At 56.7% G+C, this 17,199-nt stretch carries 14 protein-coding genes; 6 read left to right on the forward strand and 8 right to left on the reverse strand.

The genetic code is table 11. The annotated features are described in order from the left end of the window. Positions 1 to 13: 13 nt before the first annotated feature. From hslU to priA, 5 genes are all read right to left on the reverse strand, one after another. The gene (gene hslU / locus OGX81_RS00405; RefSeq protein ID WP_012133861.1) at positions 14 to 1,345 is read right to left on the reverse strand and encodes an ATP-dependent protease ATPase subunit HslU; all 1,332 of its coding nucleotides are present in this window, start codon (positions 1,343 to 1,345) and stop codon (positions 14 to 16) included. 9 nt (positions 1,346 to 1,354) lie between these two features. After that, positions 1,355 to 1,885, reverse strand: coding sequence for an ATP-dependent protease subunit HslV (gene hslV / locus OGX81_RS00410; RefSeq protein WP_012133860.1), 531 nt, complete (start codon positions 1,883 to 1,885; stop codon positions 1,355 to 1,357). A gap of 91 nt (positions 1,886 to 1,976) precedes the next feature. Then, entirely contained in the window at positions 1,977 to 2,966 is a 990-nt protein-coding gene (gene ftsN, locus OGX81_RS00415; RefSeq protein WP_110123638.1) for a cell division protein FtsN, read from the reverse strand. Between the two features lie 86 nt (positions 2,967 to 3,052). Next, on the reverse strand, positions 3,053 to 4,078 hold the full coding sequence (gene cytR / locus OGX81_RS00420) for a DNA-binding transcriptional regulator CytR (protein ID WP_012133858.1): 1,026 nt from the start codon (positions 4,076 to 4,078) through the stop codon (positions 3,053 to 3,055). A gap of 155 nt (positions 4,079 to 4,233) precedes the next feature. Beyond that, positions 4,234 to 6,432, reverse strand: a complete 2,199-nt coding sequence (gene priA, locus OGX81_RS00425; protein ID WP_104867933.1) for a primosomal protein N' — start codon at positions 6,430 to 6,432, stop codon at positions 4,234 to 4,236. Between the two features lie 206 nt (positions 6,433 to 6,638). On the opposite strand from priA, the gene rpmE reads away from it, so the two are divergent. After that, positions 6,639 to 6,851: a 50S ribosomal protein L31 gene (rpmE, locus tag OGX81_RS00430; protein ID WP_024130659.1), complete on the forward strand. Its 213-nt coding sequence runs from the start codon at positions 6,639 to 6,641 to the stop codon at positions 6,849 to 6,851. 117 nt (positions 6,852 to 6,968) lie between these two features. On the opposite strand, the gene metJ is transcribed toward rpmE, so the two are convergent. After that, complete coding sequence (gene metJ, locus OGX81_RS00435) at positions 6,969 to 7,286, reverse strand: met regulon transcriptional regulator MetJ (protein WP_012133855.1); 318 nt, start codon at positions 7,284 to 7,286, stop codon at positions 6,969 to 6,971. Positions 7,287 to 7,553: 267 nt separating this feature from the next. Between metJ and metB the strand changes: the two genes are divergently transcribed. Beyond that, a complete protein-coding gene (gene metB, locus OGX81_RS00440; protein WP_047459810.1) occupies positions 7,554 to 8,714 on the forward strand; it encodes a cystathionine gamma-synthase in 1,161 nt (386 codons plus the stop codon). Between the two features lie 2 nt (positions 8,715 to 8,716). Then, positions 8,717 to 11,149: a bifunctional aspartate kinase/homoserine dehydrogenase II gene (gene metL / locus OGX81_RS00445; protein ID WP_060815949.1), complete on the forward strand. Its 2,433-nt coding sequence runs from the start codon at positions 8,717 to 8,719 to the stop codon at positions 11,147 to 11,149. Between the two features lie 80 nt (positions 11,150 to 11,229). Here metL and OGX81_RS00450 read toward each other — a convergent pair whose 3' ends face one another. After that, entirely contained in the window at positions 11,230 to 11,601 is a 372-nt protein-coding gene (locus OGX81_RS00450; RefSeq protein ID WP_104867932.1) for a carboxymuconolactone decarboxylase family protein, read from the reverse strand. A gap of 91 nt (positions 11,602 to 11,692) precedes the next feature. On the opposite strand from OGX81_RS00450, the gene OGX81_RS00455 reads away from it, so the two are divergent. The 3 genes from OGX81_RS00455 (at position 11,693) to katG (ending at position 15,992) form a co-directional block, all read left to right on the forward strand. After that, positions 11,693 to 12,601 (forward strand): LysR family transcriptional regulator, encoded by a 909-nt coding sequence (locus tag OGX81_RS00455; protein WP_104867931.1) that lies wholly within the window; start codon positions 11,693 to 11,695, stop codon positions 12,599 to 12,601. 157 nt (positions 12,602 to 12,758) lie between these two features. Next, entirely contained in the window at positions 12,759 to 13,649 is an 891-nt protein-coding gene (gene metF / locus OGX81_RS00460; protein WP_012133849.1) for a methylenetetrahydrofolate reductase, read from the forward strand. Positions 13,650 to 13,811: 162 nt separating this feature from the next. After that, positions 13,812 to 15,992, forward strand: coding sequence for a catalase/peroxidase HPI (gene katG / locus OGX81_RS00465; RefSeq protein ID WP_012133848.1), 2,181 nt, complete (start codon positions 13,812 to 13,814; stop codon positions 15,990 to 15,992). 98 nt (positions 15,993 to 16,090) lie between these two features. Here the strand turns inward: katG and gldA are convergent, their stop codons facing one another. Further along, complete coding sequence (gldA, locus tag OGX81_RS00470) at positions 16,091 to 17,194, reverse strand: bifunctional L-1,2-propanediol dehydrogenase/glycerol dehydrogenase (protein ID WP_012133847.1); 1,104 nt, start codon at positions 17,192 to 17,194, stop codon at positions 16,091 to 16,093. Between the last annotated feature and the right edge of the window lie 5 nt (positions 17,195 to 17,199).

Genomic DNA, 17,199 nt, shown 5'->3' on the forward strand with positions numbered 1-17,199 from the left:
GCATTGAACGCGATTATAGGATAAAACGACTCAGATCTTCATCTGCGACCAGCGCATCCAGATGTTTGCTCACATATTCCGCATCAATTGTTATGCTCTGACCATTCAGATCGCTGGCGTCATAGGAGATATCTTCCATCAGACGTTCCAGAACGGTATGCAGACGACGCGCACCGATGTTTTCGGTGGTTTCGTTTACCTGCCATGCCGCTTCGGCAATGCGTTTGATGCCGGATTCAGTAAACTCGATGTCCACGCCTTCAGTCGCCATCAGCGCTTTGTACTGAACGGTAACGGACGCGTTCGGCTCGGTGAGAATGCGTTCGAAATCTTCCGTCGTCAGCGCTTTCAGCTCAACGCGAATCGGCAGACGCCCCTGCAACTCGGGGATCAGATCAGACGGTTTCGCCACCTGGAACGCGCCGGAGGCGATAAACAGGATGTGGTCGGTTTTCACCATACCGTGCTTGGTAGAGACGGTGCAGCCTTCTACCAGCGGCAGCAGGTCGCGCTGTACGCCTTCGCGGGAAACGTCCGGGCCAGAGGATTCGCCGCGTTTACAGATTTTGTCGATTTCGTCGATAAACACGATCCCGTGCTGTTCAACGGCGTCGATGGCTTCCTGTTTCAGCTCTTCCGGGTTCACCAGTTTGGCCGCTTCTTCTTCAATCAACAGCTTCATCGCGTCTTTGATTTTCAGCTTACGCGGTTTTTGTTTCTGGCCGCCCAGGTTCTGGAACATGGACTGCAACTGGCTGGTCATCTCTTCCATTCCCGGAGGCGCCATAATTTCAACGCCCATCGGTGCGGCTGCGAGATTGATCTCAATTTCTTTATCGTCGAGCTGGCCTTCACGCAGTTTTTTGCGGAATGCCTGGCGCGCGGCGGACGGCTCTTGCTGTTGCTCAGCCTGACCCCAGTTATTTTTCGCCGGAGGGATCAGCGCGTCGAGAATACGCTCTTCCGCCATTTCTTCTGCGCGGTAGCGGTTTTTCTCAATAGACTGAACGCGCACCATCTTGATCGCGGAGTCGGTCAGGTCGCGGATAATGGAATCCACTTCTTTACCCACATAACCGACTTCGGTGAATTTTGTCGCTTCAACTTTGATGAACGGCGCGTTGGCCAGTTTTGCCAGGCGACGCGCGATTTCGGTTTTACCTACGCCGGTCGGGCCGATCATCAGAATATTTTTTGGCGTCACTTCATGGCGCAGCTCTTCGTTGAGCTGCATGCGGCGCCAGCGGTTACGCAGAGCAATCGCCACGGAACGCTTGGCGTTGTCCTGGCCAATGATGTGCTTGTTCAGTTCGCTGACGATTTCGCGTGGGGTCATTTCAGACATGGGAGATCCTTACGCTTTAGACGGTAATTCTTCAATGGTGTGGAAGTGGTTGGTGTAAATGCAGATATCGCCTGCAATATCCAACGCCTTTTCAGCAATTTCGCGGGCGCCCAGTTCGGTATTTTCTAACAGTGCGCGTGCCGCAGCCTGGGCGTAGGGACCACCGGAGCCGATAGCAATCAGATCATTTTCCGGCTGTATGACATCGCCATTACCCGTGATGATCAGTGAAGCGGTTTCATCTGCGACGGCCAGCAGCGCTTCGAGCTTGCGTAGCATACGGTCGGTACGCCAGTCTTTCGCCAGTTCAACGGCGGCTTTGACCAGGTGGCCCTGATGCATTTCCAGTTTACGCTCAAACAGTTCGAACAGCGTGAATGCGTCTGCCGTTCCCCCTGCAAAGCCCGCAATGACTTTATCGTTGTACAGACGGCGAACTTTCTTCACGTTGCCTTTCATTACGGTATTGCCCAGTGTGGCCTGACCATCACCGGCGATTACCACATGGCCGTTACGGCGTACGCTTACTATTGTTGTCACGAGCAGACCCCTTGGTTACAAATACAGAATACAGGCCCCGCACGCGGTACGGGGCATAATGCAAATATAAATGGGGGGGATTTTGGGGGTTTCAACCCCCGGAGGCGAGTCGAATGCAGTTTGTGTGACCCGCCATCTTCAGGCGGTTAAGGGTGCTGTCTGCATTCTCTTTGCCTTTGACTGGGCCGATGACCACACGATTCCACCCGTTGTTGGTGGTGATTTTGGAGTCAAAGCCTTCAAAAGCCAACTGGGCGCGCACGGTTTCCGCTTGCTCGGCGCCTTTGAAGGAGCCGCATTGCACCATCCAGCGACGTTCATCTTTCTTCTCTGCCGTCTGTTTTGGCGCTTCAGGTTCACGCGCGATCGGCGCGGCCTGCTGCGTTTTAGGCTGAGAAGTCGTGGTGTGCGCAGGCGTCTGCAACAGGTCCTGATAAGGCTGCTGGGATGTTGTCTGCTTCGGCTGCTGCGTCTGGCGTGGCTGCTGTGCAGGCGCAGTCTGCGCCGTACGCGGTTGCTGCTGTGGCTGTTGGTACGGTTGCTCCGTCACGCGTGGCTGCGTACGCGGCTGTTGAACCGGCTGGGTGTTAGCCCACTGCTGCTGTGCCTGACGCTGGCGCTGCAATGTCTGCTGACGCTGTTCAGGCGTCTGTTCGTTCCACGGCACTTCGTTAAGCTGGGTCGGCTGCTGGCGCATATCCGCCTGCATTTGCGCCAGTAGCTGACGCTGCTCGCTGGTGAGCTGCTCCGGGTTCATCACTTCGCCGCCCGCAGAAGGCTCGGTTGGCGCACGCACGCCCGGCTGGCGGCTTTCCAGCTCTTTAATGTAGCGCCAGCGCTCTTCCGGCTTCGGCGGCAGCCCGTTGCCGGTCACTTTCTGGCTTTGCAGCGTTTCGGACTCTTCTTTTTTGTGATGAGTAATGAAGTACAGACCCCCGATAAAGGCCACAAGGACAGCCGCCGCAATAGCGACCATTGCGGGTGAAACCGCAGGCGTGTTGCGTTGCTTTTTCCGTGAGGTGCTCTTTTTGCGCCGCGAAGGTGCCGGTTGACCGCGACGTACATAATCTCGTTGTGCCACTATCGTTTCGCTGTATTTATTCGTTCGTCAGCCCGCCATGTTACTTAAGCGGCGGGCTTTTGACCAGATAGGTGAGTCTTAAAGGTTTAAGTTAAGGCTCGCGTCGAACCACGAATAATTAACTCGCAGTCCAGCAAGCGCGAGCCGCTGCTGACATTTTGCCCCTGTAGCTGGTCGAGCAAGAGCAGCATTGCTTCGCGCCCGATATCGAAGCGCGGCTGTGAAACCGTCGTCAGAGGCGGGTCGCAAAATTCCGCCAGCGCAATGTTATCAAAGCCAATGATGGACAGATCGTCAGGGACTTTCAGACCATGACGCTTGGCCCAGGAGAGCGCGCCGAGCGCCATAACGTCGCTGTGACAGAACACGGCGGTCGGAGGCTGCGGAAGCGCAAGCAGCTGTTGCAGCGCGTGACCGCCCGCCTCGTAGGTGAAATCGCCCCGGGCGATATAATGCGGGTCGACGGTAATGCCGCAGCGACGCAGCGCCTGCACATAGCCTTGCAGACGGTAGTGGCACAGCGGCATCTCCTCCGGCCCGGCAATGCATCCGATACGCTGGTGCCCCTGTTCATGCAGATAATTTACGGCGTTAAAGGCCGCAGTCAGGTTATCAATATGAACGGTAGGCAGCTCCAGCTCCGGCGCGAATTCGTTGGCCATCACCATCGGCGGCAGATTCCGTTGCTCTTCAATGCTGGCGTCGAACGGCAGACGTGAACCGAGCAATAACATGCCATCAATTTGTTTGGTGATGATCAAATTGATAAAGGTCTTCTCTTGCTGATTCTGGTGCGCGCAGTCACCAATCAACACCAGATATCCGTGGCTTGCGGCGGTAACCTCAATGCCCCGGATGATTTCACTGAAAAAGGGATCACAAATATCCGGGACGATCACCAGGATGGTGCGTGATTCATTTCGTTTGCTATTTCGCCCCATTGATTGCGGTAAATATCCCACCTCCATCGCCGCCTGTTCAACCCGGTTACGGGTCGACTGGGAGACTTTATCCGGGTTCATTAACGCACGGGACACGGTTGCTGTTGAGACTTTCGCCTTCATAGCAACATCTTTCATTGTAGCGGCAGCAACCTGTTTCTTCGGTTTCACACTCTCTCCTCGCCTGGGAAATCAGGCGCAGAACTATCCTTGTTTAACTCACATCGAAAACATTTTTATCAGATAGTTAATGGAAGCGGTTACAGAATTTTCATAAAAAGTGTGATGGATATTTAATTTTACGATCCGCCTCGCATCGTGACCCGTTATCCCTCAATGGGATCGACATCCAGCACCCATTTAACCTTGCGGGATTCGGGTAGCGTATTGATGAGCGCCAGCGTGCCGCTGACGATATGTTGCAGACGAATTCGCGACGGATGCTGCAACAAAATTTGCCAACGGTAGCGGCCGCCGCGTTTTGGCGCGAGCGCAGGCACCGGGCCTAATACCCAGAGCTTGTCATCCGCAAGCGGGCTGGCCTGAATCAGATTACGCAGCTGTTGCAGGAACACCGGCGCCTGCTGGTTGTTATGATCTTCCGCCCGCACAATCACATGGCTGGTCCACGGCGGAAGTTGCAGCGTTTGCCGCTCGGCCAGCGCCTGTTCAGCAAAAGCGTCATAGCCTTTGTGCAGCAAGGTTTGCAGCAAAGGGTGCTCTGGATGGTGGGTCTGCAATACCACCTCGCCCTGTTTTCCGGCGCGTCCGGCGCGGCCGGAAACCTGAGTGTAAAGCTGGGCAAAACGTTCCGCCGAACGGAAATCCGCTGAGAACAGCGCGCCGTCAACGTCCAGCAGCGCCACCAGGGTGACGTCCGGGAAATGGTGCCCTTTCGCCAGCATTTGCGTGCCGATCAAAATGCGCGCGCCGCCGCGATGGACTTCCGCCAGATGCTGCTCCAGCGCGCCTTTACGGCTGGTGGTGTCGCGGTCGATGCGCGAGACCGGCACGCCGGGAAAGAAGGGCGCCAACGCCTGCTCAAGCTGTTCTGTCCCTAACCCGACCGGCACCATATGCGTGGAGCCGCAGGAAGGGCACTGACGCGGTATCGGGCGCTGGCTGTCGCAATGGTGACAGCGCAGGTGGTGTTGCGCCTGGTGCAACGTGTAATAGTGATCGCAGCGCGGACATTCGGCAATCCAGCCGCAGTCGTGGCATAACAGCGCAGGAGCAAATCCCCGGCGGTTAAGGAAGAGAATGACCTGGTTATCTGCCAGCAGGTGCTGATGCATACGGGCGATAAGCGCGGGAGCCAGCCCGGCCTGGATCTTCTGGCCTTTTAAATCCAGCACATGCTGGAGGGCAGGGCGTGCATTGCCTGCCCGGCGCGTCAGGCGCAGCATGCGGTACTTTTTTTGTCGCACGTTGCATAACGTCTCCAGCGCCGGTGTTGCCGAGCCGAGAATAATCGGGATTTGTTCGCTGTGAGCGCGGTATACCGCCAGGTCGCGAGCGTGGTAACGCCAGCCTTCCTGCTGCTTATAGGAGCTGTCATGCTCTTCGTCGATCACAATGACGCCGAGGTTTTTAAACGGCGTAAACAACGATGAGCGGGTGCCGATGACAATCGCCGCCTCGCCGTTTTTGGCTTTCAGCCAGGCTGAGAGACGTTCGCTGTCATTTAACCCGGAGTGTAGAACTTCGACGGGGGCGTTGAAGCGCTCGCGAAAGCGGGCGATGGTTTGCGGCGTCAGGCCAATTTCCGGCACCATCACCAGCGCCTGTTTGCCCTGAGCGAGGACGTTTTCCAGTACGCTGAGATAGACCTCTGTTTTACCGGAACCCGTAACGCCCGCCAGCAGCCAGGCAGAAAAGCTGTCCGACGCGCTGTGGATGGCGCCAACGGCGGTGGCCTGTTCGGTATTGAGACGCAGCCGATCGCCACAAACGGCGTAATGGGTGCGCCAGTCGCTAAAGCCGGGCGTTTCGCTCGCCAGCTCGCACAGTCCTTTTTTACGTAGCGCCTGGAGCGCCGCGTCATTAAATTCAAGATCCGCCACCTGGTCGCGCCAGATCTTCCCCTGCCGCAGCGCGGCCAGCGCCTGTTGCTGTTTAGGCGAACGCTTCAGGCTATTGAGATCGATAGCGTGGCCGTCTTCGGTGGCAAACCAGTACCACATCGGCGCGTTGCTGGCGGGTTTCCCCTGGCGCAGCAAAATCGGCAGAGCGTGAAACAGAACGTCACCCATTGGATGGTGGTAGTAATCCGCCGCCCAAAGCAGCAAACGCCAGACGGAGGGTGAAAAGACCGGCTCGCTGTCCAGTACCTCAACGACCACTTTCAGTTCGTTAAGCGGCAGTTCGCTTTGCTCGCTGACCGACACCACAATCCCGACGCGTTCCTGCTGTTTGCCAAACGGCACGCGCACCCGACACCCGGCTTTGACGGTCATGCCTTCCGGCAAGAGATAGTCAAAGGTGCGGGGTAGCGGAACGGGCAAGGCAACGTGCGCGACGGGCATGTAATCATCCTGGCTGACTTGAATTCTGGCGGGTTAGTATACACATTGTGATGAGGGAGCGCGGATCAGTTTGCATACGCTGGTCAAATTCTGTATGATTCGCCGCCTTTGATACACATTTGTATCATCGACCTATACTATCAACATCGCGTGGTGTCTGGCGTTAGGGCTGGAAGAGCGACGCGGCCTTAAACCGAGGTTTCCCCATGAAAAAAGATATTCACCCGAAATACGAAGAAATTACTGCAAACTGCTCTTGCGGTAATGTCATCAAAATCCGCTCTACTGCAGGTCACGACCTGAACCTGGACGTGTGCGGTAAATGCCACCCGTTCTACACTGGCAAACAGCGTGATGTTGCTACCGGTGGCCGTGTTGACCGCTTCAACAAGCGTTTCAGCATCCCGGGCAGCAAATAAGTTATTGCTGTCAAAGAAAAAAGCGCCGAAAGGCGCTTTTTTTGTCTTTGCCTGATGGCGTTGACGCTTATCAGTACCTGCGGTACTGAATCCTTCCGCCGCTATCCGGCAAAAAAATCAATACTCCCACGTATCCGGGTCGATCCCCAGTTCACGCATGATGATTTTGGCCTCTTCCGGTATTTCATCACTGCGCTCTTTACGCAAGTCTTCATCGTTCGGCAATGGTTGCCCGGTAAAGGCATGCAGAAACGCTTCACACAGCAGTTCGCTGTTGGTGGCGTGACGCAGGTTGTTCACCTGACGACGCGTGCGTTCATCGGTGAGGATTTTTAACACCTTCAGAGGAATGGAAACCGTAATCTTTTTGACTTGCTCACTCTTCTTACCGTGCTCAGCGTATGGGCTGATATATTCGCCGCTCCATTCAGCCATGAGATACCTTTAATCTTCTCGTCATTAGTTAAGGGCCAGAATCGTCGTGCCTGGCCGTAATCCCGCATAGTTTACCGTACAGGCGATATCGTGACACGGGTTAAGCGTCTGTAGATGTGCGCTAATGCATATAATTTTAACGGCTATTTCCAGTTTGCTCAATCTATACGCAAAGAAGTTTAGATGTCCAGATGTATTGACGTCTATTGTAACAATGTTTACTCTGGTGCCTGACTTTTCACCGATTCAGCCCAGGAACTTCTCAACATGACGCGTAAACAGGCCACCATCGCAGTGCGTAGCGGGTTAAATGACGACGAGCAGTACGGTTGCGTTGTCCCGCCGATTCACCTTTCCAGCACCTATAACTTCACTGGTTTTAATGAACCTCGCGCCCATGACTATTCGCGACGTGGAAATCCGACGCGTGATGTGGTTCAGCGCGCGCTGGCGGAGCTGGAGGGCGGTACGGGCGCGGTGCTGACCAATACCGGGATGTCGGCCATTCTGCTGGTGACGACCGTGTTCCTGAAGCCGGGCGATCTGCTGGTGGCGCCGCACGACTGCTACGGCGGTAGCTATCGCCTGTTTGACAGCCTGGCGAAGCGGGGCTGTTATCGCGTGCTGTTTGTCGATCAAGGCGATGAGCAGGCGCTGAAAGCGGCGCTGGCGGAAAAACCGAAGCTGGTGCTGGTGGAAAGCCCCAGTAATCCGTTGTTACGCGTGGTGGATATTGCGAAAATCTGCCAGCTGTCGCGAGAAGCGGGCGCGGTGAGCGTTGTGGACAACACGTTTTTAAGCCCTGCGCTGCAAAATCCGCTGGCGTTGGGCGCCGATCTGGTGTTGCATTCATGCACGAAATATTTAAACGGCCATTCGGATGTGGTGGCTGGCGTGGTGATTGCGAAAGATCCAGAGATTGTCACCGAACTGGCATGGTGGGCCAATAATATTGGTGTCACCGGCGGCGCGTTTGATAGCTATCTGCTGCTACGTGGGCTGCGTACTCTGGCGCCGCGAATGGACGTGGCTCAGCGCAATGCCCAGGCCATTGTGGACTATCTGCAAACCCAGCCGCTGGTGAAAAAACTGTATCATCCGTCGCTGCCGGATAATCAAGGGCACGAGATTGCCGCGCGCCAGCAAAAAGGCTTTGGCGCAATGTTGAGTTTTGAACTGGATGGCGATGAGCAGACGCTGCGTCGTTTCCTGGGCGGGCTGTCGTTGTTTACGCTGGCGGAATCCTTAGGGGGTGTTGAAAGCCTGATCTCCCACGCCGCAACGATGACACATGCAGGCATGGCGCCAGAAGCGCGTGCTGCCGCCGGAATTTCAGAGACGCTGCTGCGTATCTCCACCGGTATTGAAGATGGCGAAGATTTAATTGCCGACCTGGAAAATGGCTTCCGGGCTGCAAACAAGGGGTAAACATGAGTGTGATTGCGCAGGCAGGGGCGAAGGGTCGTCAACTGCATAAATTTGGTGGCAGTAGTCTGGCAGACGTGAAATGTTATCTGCGTGTCGCAGGCATTATGGCGGAGTACTCGCAGCCTGACGATATGATGGTTGTTTCCGCCGCCGGTAGTACCACCAACCAGTTGATTAGCTGGCTGAAGTTAAGCCAGACCGACCGCCTCTCCGCGCATCAGGTGCAACAGACGTTACGCCGCTATCAGAGCGATCTGATCAGCGGGCTGCTTCCCGCCGACGTTGCGGATGGCCTGATCAGCGCTTTCATTAGCGATCTGGAGCGTCTTGCCGCGCTGCTCGACAGCGGCGTGACCGATGCCGTTTATGCCGAAGTCGTCGGGCATGGTGAAATCTGGTCTGCGCGTCTGATGTCCGCAGTGCTGAATGAGCAAGGACTGGCGTCGGCATGGCTGGACGCGCGTGAGTTTTTACGCGCTGAACGCGCCGCGCAGCCGCAGGTAGATGAAGGTCTCTCTTACCCGTTACTGCAACAGCTGCTGGTGCAGCATCCGGGCAAGCGCCTGGTCGTTACCGGTTTTATCAGTCGCAGCAATGCGGGCGAAACGGTGCTGCTGGGCCGTAACGGTTCTGACTATTCCGCCACGCAAATTGGCGCGCTGGCGGGTGTTTCCCGCGTCACCATCTGGAGCGATGTGGCCGGGGTTTACAGCGCCGACCCGCGTAAAGTGAAAGATGCCTGCCTGCTGCCGCTGTTGCGTCTGGATGAAGCCAGCGAGCTGGCGCGTCTGGCCGCGCCGGTTCTGCATGCCCGTACCCTACAGCCGGTTTCCGGCAGCGATATCGATTTGCAGTTGCGCTGTAGCTACACGCCGGATCAGGGGTCCACGCGCATTGAACGCGTGTTGGCGTCCGGCACCGGGGCGCGTATCGTCACCAGTCATGATGACGTTTGCCTGATTGAGTTTCAGGTGCCCGCCAGCCAGGACTTTAAACTGGCCTGGAGAGACGTCGACCAGATTCTGAAACGGGCGCAGGTGCGTCCGCTGGCGGTTGGCGTGCATAACGATCGCCATCTGCTGCAATTCTGCTACACCTCTGAAGTCGCTGATAGCGCATTAAAAATTCTTGATGAAGCGGGTCTGCCGGGCGAATTGCGCCTGCGTCAGGGGCTGGCGCTGGTCGCTATGGTTGGCGCTGGCGTCACCCGTAACCCGCTGCACTGCCACCGCTTCTGGCAACAGCTGAAAGGCCAGCCGGTTGAATTTACCTGGCAGTCGGAAGAGGGGATCAGCCTGGTGGCCGTACTGCGCACCGGCCCGACCGAAAGCCTGATTCAGGGGCTGCACCAGTCTATTTTCCGCGCGGAAAAGCGCATCGGCCTGGTGCTGTTCGGCAAAGGCAACATCGGTTCCCGCTGGCTGGAACTGTTTGCCCGCGAGCAGAGCACGCTCTCCGCGCGTACCGGGTTTGAATTTGTCCTGGCGGGCGTGGTGGATAGCCGTCGCAGCCTGCTGAACTACGAAGGGCTGGATGCCAGCCGTGCGCTGGCGTTCTTCAACGACGAAGCGATTGAGCAGGATGAAGAGTCGCTGTTCCTGTGGATGCGCGCTCACCCGTATGACGATCTGGTGGTGCTGGATGTCACCGCCAGCGAGCAACTGGCCGATCAGTATCTTGATTTCGCCAGCCACGGCTTCCACGTTATCAGCGCCAATAAACTGGCGGGGGCGAGCACCAGCGATAAATATCGCCAGATCCACGACGCGTTCGAAAAAACCGGGCGTCACTGGCTGTATAACGCGACCGTCGGCGCGGGCCTGCCGATCAACTATACGGTGCGCGATCTGATTGATAGCGGCGATGCCATTCTGTCGATCAGCGGGATCTTCTCCGGCACGCTGTCGTGGCTGTTCCTGCAATTTGACGGTTCCATACCGTTTACCGATCTGGTGGATCAGGCCTGGCAGCAGGGGCTGACCGAGCCGGACCCGCGCGTTGACCTTTCTGGTAAAGATGTGATGCGCAAGCTGGTGATTCTGGCGCGTGAAGCGGGTTATGACATCGAGCCGGACCAGGTGCGCGTTGAATCGCTGGTGCCCGCACACTGCGAAGAGGGGTCTGTCGATCACTTCTTTGAAAATGGCGATGAGCTGAATGAGCAGATGGTACAGCGTCTGGAAGCCGCTCGTGAAATGGGGCTGGTGCTGCGCTACGTGGCGCGTTTCGACGCCAACGGTAAAGCGCGCGTTGGCGTCGAAGCGGTGCGCCCGGAACATCCGCTGGCGGCGCTGCTGCCGTGCGATAACGTCTTTGCCATCGAAAGCCGCTGGTATCGCGACAATCCGCTGGTGATCCGCGGGCCGGGGGCCGGTCGTGACGTCACCGCCGGGGCGATTCAGTCGGATATCAACCGCCTGGCGCAGCTGCTGTAGTGTTTGTTGCCGGATGGCGCTGCGCTTATCCGGCCTACGGAACATGTAGGTCGGATAAGGCAACGCCGCCACCCGGCGCTTCACCGAGTCGCAAACACCTCTTTTGCGGCGAACAGACCGTTCAGCGCAGCCGGAAAACCGGCATAAACCGCCATCTGCATTATCACTTCGATAATTTCCTCCTGCGTTAACCCCACATGTCGCGCGGCGGCAATATGTACCTTCAACTGCGGCGTGGCGTTGCCCAGCGCGGTTAACGTGGCGACGGTTGCGATTTCCCGACTGCGTAAATCCAGCCCTGGCCGGGAATAGATATCGCCAAACGGAAATTCGATCAGATAGCGGGCAAAATCTGGCGCAATGTCTTGCAAACTTTCGATCACCGCATCGCCACCCTTGCCATCCACCTGTTGCAGCATTTTCTGACCGGTAATAAAGCGTTCTGAATGCATAGTGTATTCCTCGTTTGTCTGGAGTATGTGGCGTGAGGATAGGGGGCGCGGAATGATTTGGATAATACCGTTTCCGTGATACCTTTTCGGTATGACAACATCCCCTCTGCACTCTCTGGATATCCGCCTGCTACGCTACTTTGCCGTGGTGGCGGAAGAGAACAATATGAGCCGCGCGGCACAGCGACTGTTTATGTCGCAACCGCCGCTGAGCCGCCATATTCGCCAGCTTGAAGAACGTCTGGGGGTGACGCTTTTTGTCCGTCATACTCGTGGACTTACGCTGACGGATGAGGGTCTGCGCGCGCTGGAAATCGTCCGCCCGCTGCTGGCGCAGCAGGACAAAACGTATGCTGCGCTGAATCAACTGGCGCAAACCGGCGCGCAATCGCTGCGTTTAGGGCTGAGCACCGCGTTTGAGCAGGGGATTTTTGCCACCCTGGAGGCGCAGCTGAATACGCGTGTGGAGAGGCTGCATATTGTGCGTCATGGTTCGCCTGAACTGGTACGCCAGGTACGTCGGGGGAAACTGGATGCGGCGCTGGTGGCGCTGCCGCTTGAGGCCACAGGGTTAACCGTCACGCCGCTCGACTGGCAAGAACCGTTGATTGCCGCATTACCCTCCGTCTGGCCGGAAGCGAGCCTGACGTCGCTCTCCTTAACTGCGCTTAATCACCGCCCGCTGTTCTGGTTCAAACGGGAACGTAATCCGGCCTTTTTTGACTACACCCGGCACATTTTCCATCGCGCTGGTTACGCTCCCTCCTGCCTTGAAGAACCGCTGGAACATGATGTGCTGCTCGCGCGAATCGCCCACGGTGATGGCCTGAGTTTGCTCCCGGGCTCGTTTGCCGCTATTCAGCGCCAGGGCGTGATATTCCGCGCACTTAGCGACACTGAATTACGTATTCGTGCCGGGCTGGTGATGCTGCCTGAGAACGCTGTACGGTTGCGGTGGTTAAATACGCTTGCGATGCAATCCTTCATTATTTCGGACTGATTTGAATTTTTTTCACGTTGTCTGAGTATTCCTCACCTTTAACAGTGATTTTTCTGTTGACGGCATCCCACTTTTCGGTCATTTTTACATCCAGACGTCTAAACGGATAGATGTTCACAACACAACATATAATGACATGCGATTGATGAGGTAAGGTATGAGCTTTTTTCACGCCAACCAGCGGGAAGCCCTGAATCAGAGCCTGGCGGAAGTTCAGGGTCAGATTAATGTTTCGTTCGAGTTTTTCCCGCCGCGCACCAGTGAAATGGAGCAAACCTTGTGGAACTCTATCGATCGACTGAGCAGCCTGAAACCGAAGTTTGTCTCCGTGACCTACGGCGCCAACTCCGGTGAACGCGACCGTACGCACAGCATCATCAAAGGCATTAAAGAGCGTACGGGCCTGGAAGCCGCGCCGCACCTGACCTGCATTGACGCCACCCGCGATGAACTGCGTACCATTGCCCAGGATTACTGGAATAACGGTATCCGTCATATTGTTGCCCTGCGCGGCGACCTGCCGCCGGGGAGCGGCAAGCCGGATATGTATGCCGCTGACCTGGTCAGCTTACTGAAAGAGGTTGCCGATTTTGATATCTCCGTCGCCGCTTACCCGGAAGTCCACCCGGAAGCGAAAAGCGCGCAGGCGGATCTGCTCAACCTGAAACGCAAAGTCGATGCTGGCGCTAACCGCGCAATTACCCAGTTTTTCTTCGATGTGGAAAGCTACCTGCGTTTTCGCGATCGCTGCGTCTCTGCGGGTATTGATGTCGAAATTATTCCGGGCATTCTGCCGGTCTCCAACTTTAAGCAGGCGAAGAAATTCGCTGATATGACTAACGTGCGCATTCCGGCGTGGATGTCACAGATGTTTGACGGCCTGGATGACGATGCGGAAACCCGCAAGCTGGTCGGGGCGAATATCGCGATGGACATGGTGAAGATCTTAAGCCGTGAAGGCGTGAAAGATTTCCACTTCTACACCCTGAACCGCGCTGAAATGAGTTACGCCATTTGCCACACGTTGGGTGTGCGGCCCGGCCTGTAACATGATTAGCCCTCTTCGGAGGGCTTTTTTATGCACATTTTGATCTGACGCCTGATACATAAATTTAAAAGATATTAGCTATCGAATCTGTGGGTTATTTCAACTATATCTTATCGTTGGTGATGTATATCGTAACGATAACACTGTAGAGGGAGCATATAGATGAGCATGTCTGACGATACCCATAATTCATTGTCTACCGGGAAGTGCCCTTTCCATCAGGGCAGCCACGACCGTAGCGCGGGTGCTGGCACCAGCAGCCACGACTGGTGGCCTAACCAACTCCGTGTAGATCTTTTGAATCAGCACTCCAACCGTTCGAACCCGCTGGGTGAGGACTTCGACTACCGCAAAGAATTTAGCAAACTCGACTATTCCGCCCTGAAAGGGGATCTTAAAGCTCTCCTGTCCGATTCTCAGCCGTGGTGGCCTGCGGACTGGGGCAGCTATGCCGGTCTGTTTATTCGTATGGCATGGCATGGCGCGGGCACTTATCGTTCCGTCGACGGGCGCGGCGGCGCCGGACGCGGGCAGCAGCGTTTTGCACCGCTGAACTCCTGGCCGGACAACGTCAGCCTGGATAAGGCGCGTCGTCTGCTGTGGCCTATCAAGCAGAAATATGGCCAGAAAATCTCCTGGGCCGACCTGTTTATTCTGGCGGGTAACGTAGCGCTGGAGAACTCCGGTTTCCGTACGTTCGGTTTTGGCGCCGGGCGTGAAGATGTGTGGGAACCGGATCTTGATGTGAACTGGGGGGATGAGAAAGCCTGGCTGACGCACCGTCATCCCGAAGCGCTGGCGAAAGCGCCGTTAGGCGCCACCGAAATGGGGCTTATCTACGTTAACCCGGAAGGGCCGGATCACAGCGGTGAACCGCTTTCCGCCGCTGCGGCTATCCGCGCGACGTTCGGCAATATGGGCATGAACGATGAAGAAACCGTGGCGCTGATTGGCGGCGGTCACACGCTGGGTAAAACCCACGGTGCGGCGGCGGCGTCCCATGTTGGCGTTGATCCAGAAGCCGCGCCGATTGAATTGCAGGGGCTGGGCTGGAGCAGTGACTACGGCAGCGGCGCAGGCGGCGATGCGATTACCTCGGGCCTGGAAGTGGTCTGGTCGCAGACGCCGACCCAGTGGAGTAATTACTTCTTCGAAAACCTGTTCAAATACGAGTGGGTGCAGACGCGCAGCCCGGCGGGCGCGATCCAGTTCGAAGCGGTTGATGCGCCAGAAATCATTCCCGATCCGTTCGATCCGTCGAAGAAACGTAAACCCACCATGCTGGTGACTGACCTGACGCTGCGTTTCGATCCAGAATTCGAGAAAATTTCCCGCCGTTTCCTCAACGATCCGCAGGCGTTTAACGAAGCATTCGCCCGCGCATGGTTCAAACTGACGCACAGGGATATGGGGCCAAAAGCGCGCTATATCGGACCGGAAGTACCGAAAGAAGATCTGATTTGGCAGGACCCGCTGCCGCAGCCGGTATTTAATCCGAGCCAGGAAGACATCGTCAACCTGAAGGCCGCGATTGCCGCGTCCGGGCTTTCCGTCAGCGAACTGGTGTCGGTTGCATGGGCATCTGCGTCAACCTTCCGTGGCGGCGATAAACGTGGCGGCGCTAACGGCGCTCGCCTGGCTTTAGCGCCGCAGCGAGACTGGGATGTGAACGCCGCTGCGGCGCGCGTTCTGCCGGTTCTGGAAGAGATTCAGAAATCGTCCGGGAAGGCGTCTCTGGCCGATATCATCGTCCTTGCGGGCGTTGTCGGTGTGGAGCAGGCAGCAAGTGCGGCGGGCGTCAGCATCAGCGTGCCGTTCGCGCCGGGCCGTGTGGATGCACGTCAGGATCAGACGGATATCGAGATGTTTGAGCTTCTCGAACCGATCGCAGACGGCTTCCGTAACTATCGCGCACGGCTTGATGTGTCGACCACCGAGTCACTGCTGATTGATAAAGCGCAGCAACTGACGCTGACCGCGCCGGAGATGACGGCGCTGGTGGGTGGGATGCGCGTTCTGGGCGCTAACTTTGATGGCAGCCAGAATGGCGTGTTTACCGACCGTCCGGGCGTACTCAGCAATGATTTCTTTGTGAATCTGCTGGATATGCGTAACGAGTGGAAAGCGGCGGACGAATCGAAAGAGCTGTTCGAAGGCCGCGATCGCCTGAGTGGTGAGGTGAAATTCACGGCGACCCGCGCAGACCTGGTATTCGGTTCTAACTCGGTACTGCGTGCCCTGGCGGAAGTTTACGCCAGCAGCGATGCGCGTGAGAAATTCGTGAAGGATTTCGTCGCGGCATGGGTGAAAGTGATGAACCTGGATCGTTTCGATCTGCTGTAAGCCATCTCAGTAAAATGTGTAGGCCGGATGAGCGCCAGCGCCATCCGGCAAATAAAAAAAGCCCGCACGATCTGCGGGCTTTTTGTCTCTCCTGACCGTTATTCCCACTCTTGCAGGAAACGCTGACCGTACTGGTCGGCAACCAGCAGGGCGGCGTAAACCTGATCCGGCGTGGCGCCGCCAGGCATGTTGTGAATGGTTTCGCCTTCCGCGCAGGAGGCTTCCGCCACCGTGCGCATCTTCGCCGGAATGTCCTGCTTAATATCCAGTTGCGCCAGCGTGATCGGCAGGCCAACGGAATGGCACAACGCCGCAGCGGTTTCGATCTCTTCAACCGGCGCGTTTTCCAGTACCAGTTGCGTCAGCGTGCCGAACGCCACTTTCTCACCGTGATAGTAGTGATGCGCGTCTGGAATCGCCGTCAGGCCGTTATGTATGGCATGCGCCGCCGCCAGACCGCCGCTTTCAAAACCGACGCCGCTCAGGTAAGTGTTGGCTTCAATCACGCGTTCCAGCGCCGGCGTGACGACATGCTGCTCAGCCGCCAGCATGGCCTTCTCACCCTCTTCGATCAGCGTGTTATAGCACAACTCCGCCAGCGCGAGCGCCGCCTGTGTACACTTGCCGCCCGCCATCGTGGTCGCGCCGCTGCGTGAACAGGCGCGCGCTTCAAACCAGGTCGCCAGCGCATCGCCGATACCGGCAGCCAGCAGACGTGCGGGCGCGCCCGCGACAATTTTGGTATCAACAATCACCATATTCGGGTTACGCGGCAGCATCAGATAGCGTTCAAACTCGCCTGCATCGGTGTAGATCACGGAAAGCGCGCTACAGGGGGCATCGGTAGAGGCGATGGTCGGCGCGATAGCGACCGGGACATCCATAAAGTGGGCCAGCGCTTTCGCGGTATCCAGCGTTTTGCCGCCGCCGATGCCGAGAACGGCGCCGCACTGCGCTTTATCTGCGACGATACGCAGACGATCGATTTCATTTTGCGAACATTCGCCGCCAAATGGCGCGATTTCCAGAGCCAGTCCGGCATCCTGGAAACTTTTCTCCAGCGCGGACTGGGCAAAATTTAAGACAAACTTGTCTCCGACCACCAGCCAGCGTTCGGCCAGGGGTTTGAGATATTCTCCAAGACGTGTGATGACATCTGCACCCTGGATGTATTTACCAGGAGATTGAATAATGTGGTCCATACTTT

The organism is Citrobacter sp. CK206, from assembly GCF_030333125.1.
Taxonomy (GTDB): domain Bacteria; phylum Pseudomonadota; class Gammaproteobacteria; order Enterobacterales; family Enterobacteriaceae; genus Citrobacter_B; species Citrobacter_B koseri.

Bases quoted from the DNA above. Each gene is read 5' to 3' on its own strand.
- hslU (WP_012133861.1), bottom strand. From the start codon at position 1,345: ATGTCTGAAATGACCCCACGCGAAATCGTCAGCGAACTGAACAAGCAC.
- priA (WP_104867933.1), bottom strand. From the start codon at position 6,432: ATGCCCGTCGCGCACGTTGCCTTGCCCGTTCCGCTACCCCGCACCTTT.
- rpmE (WP_024130659.1), top strand. From the start codon at position 6,639: ATGAAAAAAGATATTCACCCGAAATACGAAGAAATTACTGCAAACTGC.
- metJ (WP_012133855.1), bottom strand. From the start codon at position 7,286: ATGGCTGAATGGAGCGGCGAATATATCAGCCCATACGCTGAGCACGGT.
- metB (WP_047459810.1), top strand. From the start codon at position 7,554: ATGACGCGTAAACAGGCCACCATCGCAGTGCGTAGCGGGTTAAATGAC.
- metL (WP_060815949.1), top strand. From the start codon at position 8,717: ATGAGTGTGATTGCGCAGGCAGGGGCGAAGGGTCGTCAACTGCATAAA.
- OGX81_RS00450 (WP_104867932.1), bottom strand. From the start codon at position 11,601: ATGCATTCAGAACGCTTTATTACCGGTCAGAAAATGCTGCAACAGGTG.
- OGX81_RS00455 (WP_104867931.1), top strand. From the start codon at position 11,693: ATGACAACATCCCCTCTGCACTCTCTGGATATCCGCCTGCTACGCTAC.
- metF (WP_012133849.1), top strand. From the start codon at position 12,759: ATGAGCTTTTTTCACGCCAACCAGCGGGAAGCCCTGAATCAGAGCCTG.
- katG (WP_012133848.1), top strand. From the start codon at position 13,812: ATGAGCATGTCTGACGATACCCATAATTCATTGTCTACCGGGAAGTGC.
- gldA (WP_012133847.1), bottom strand. From the start codon at position 17,194: ATGGACCACATTATTCAATCTCCTGGTAAATACATCCAGGGTGCAGAT.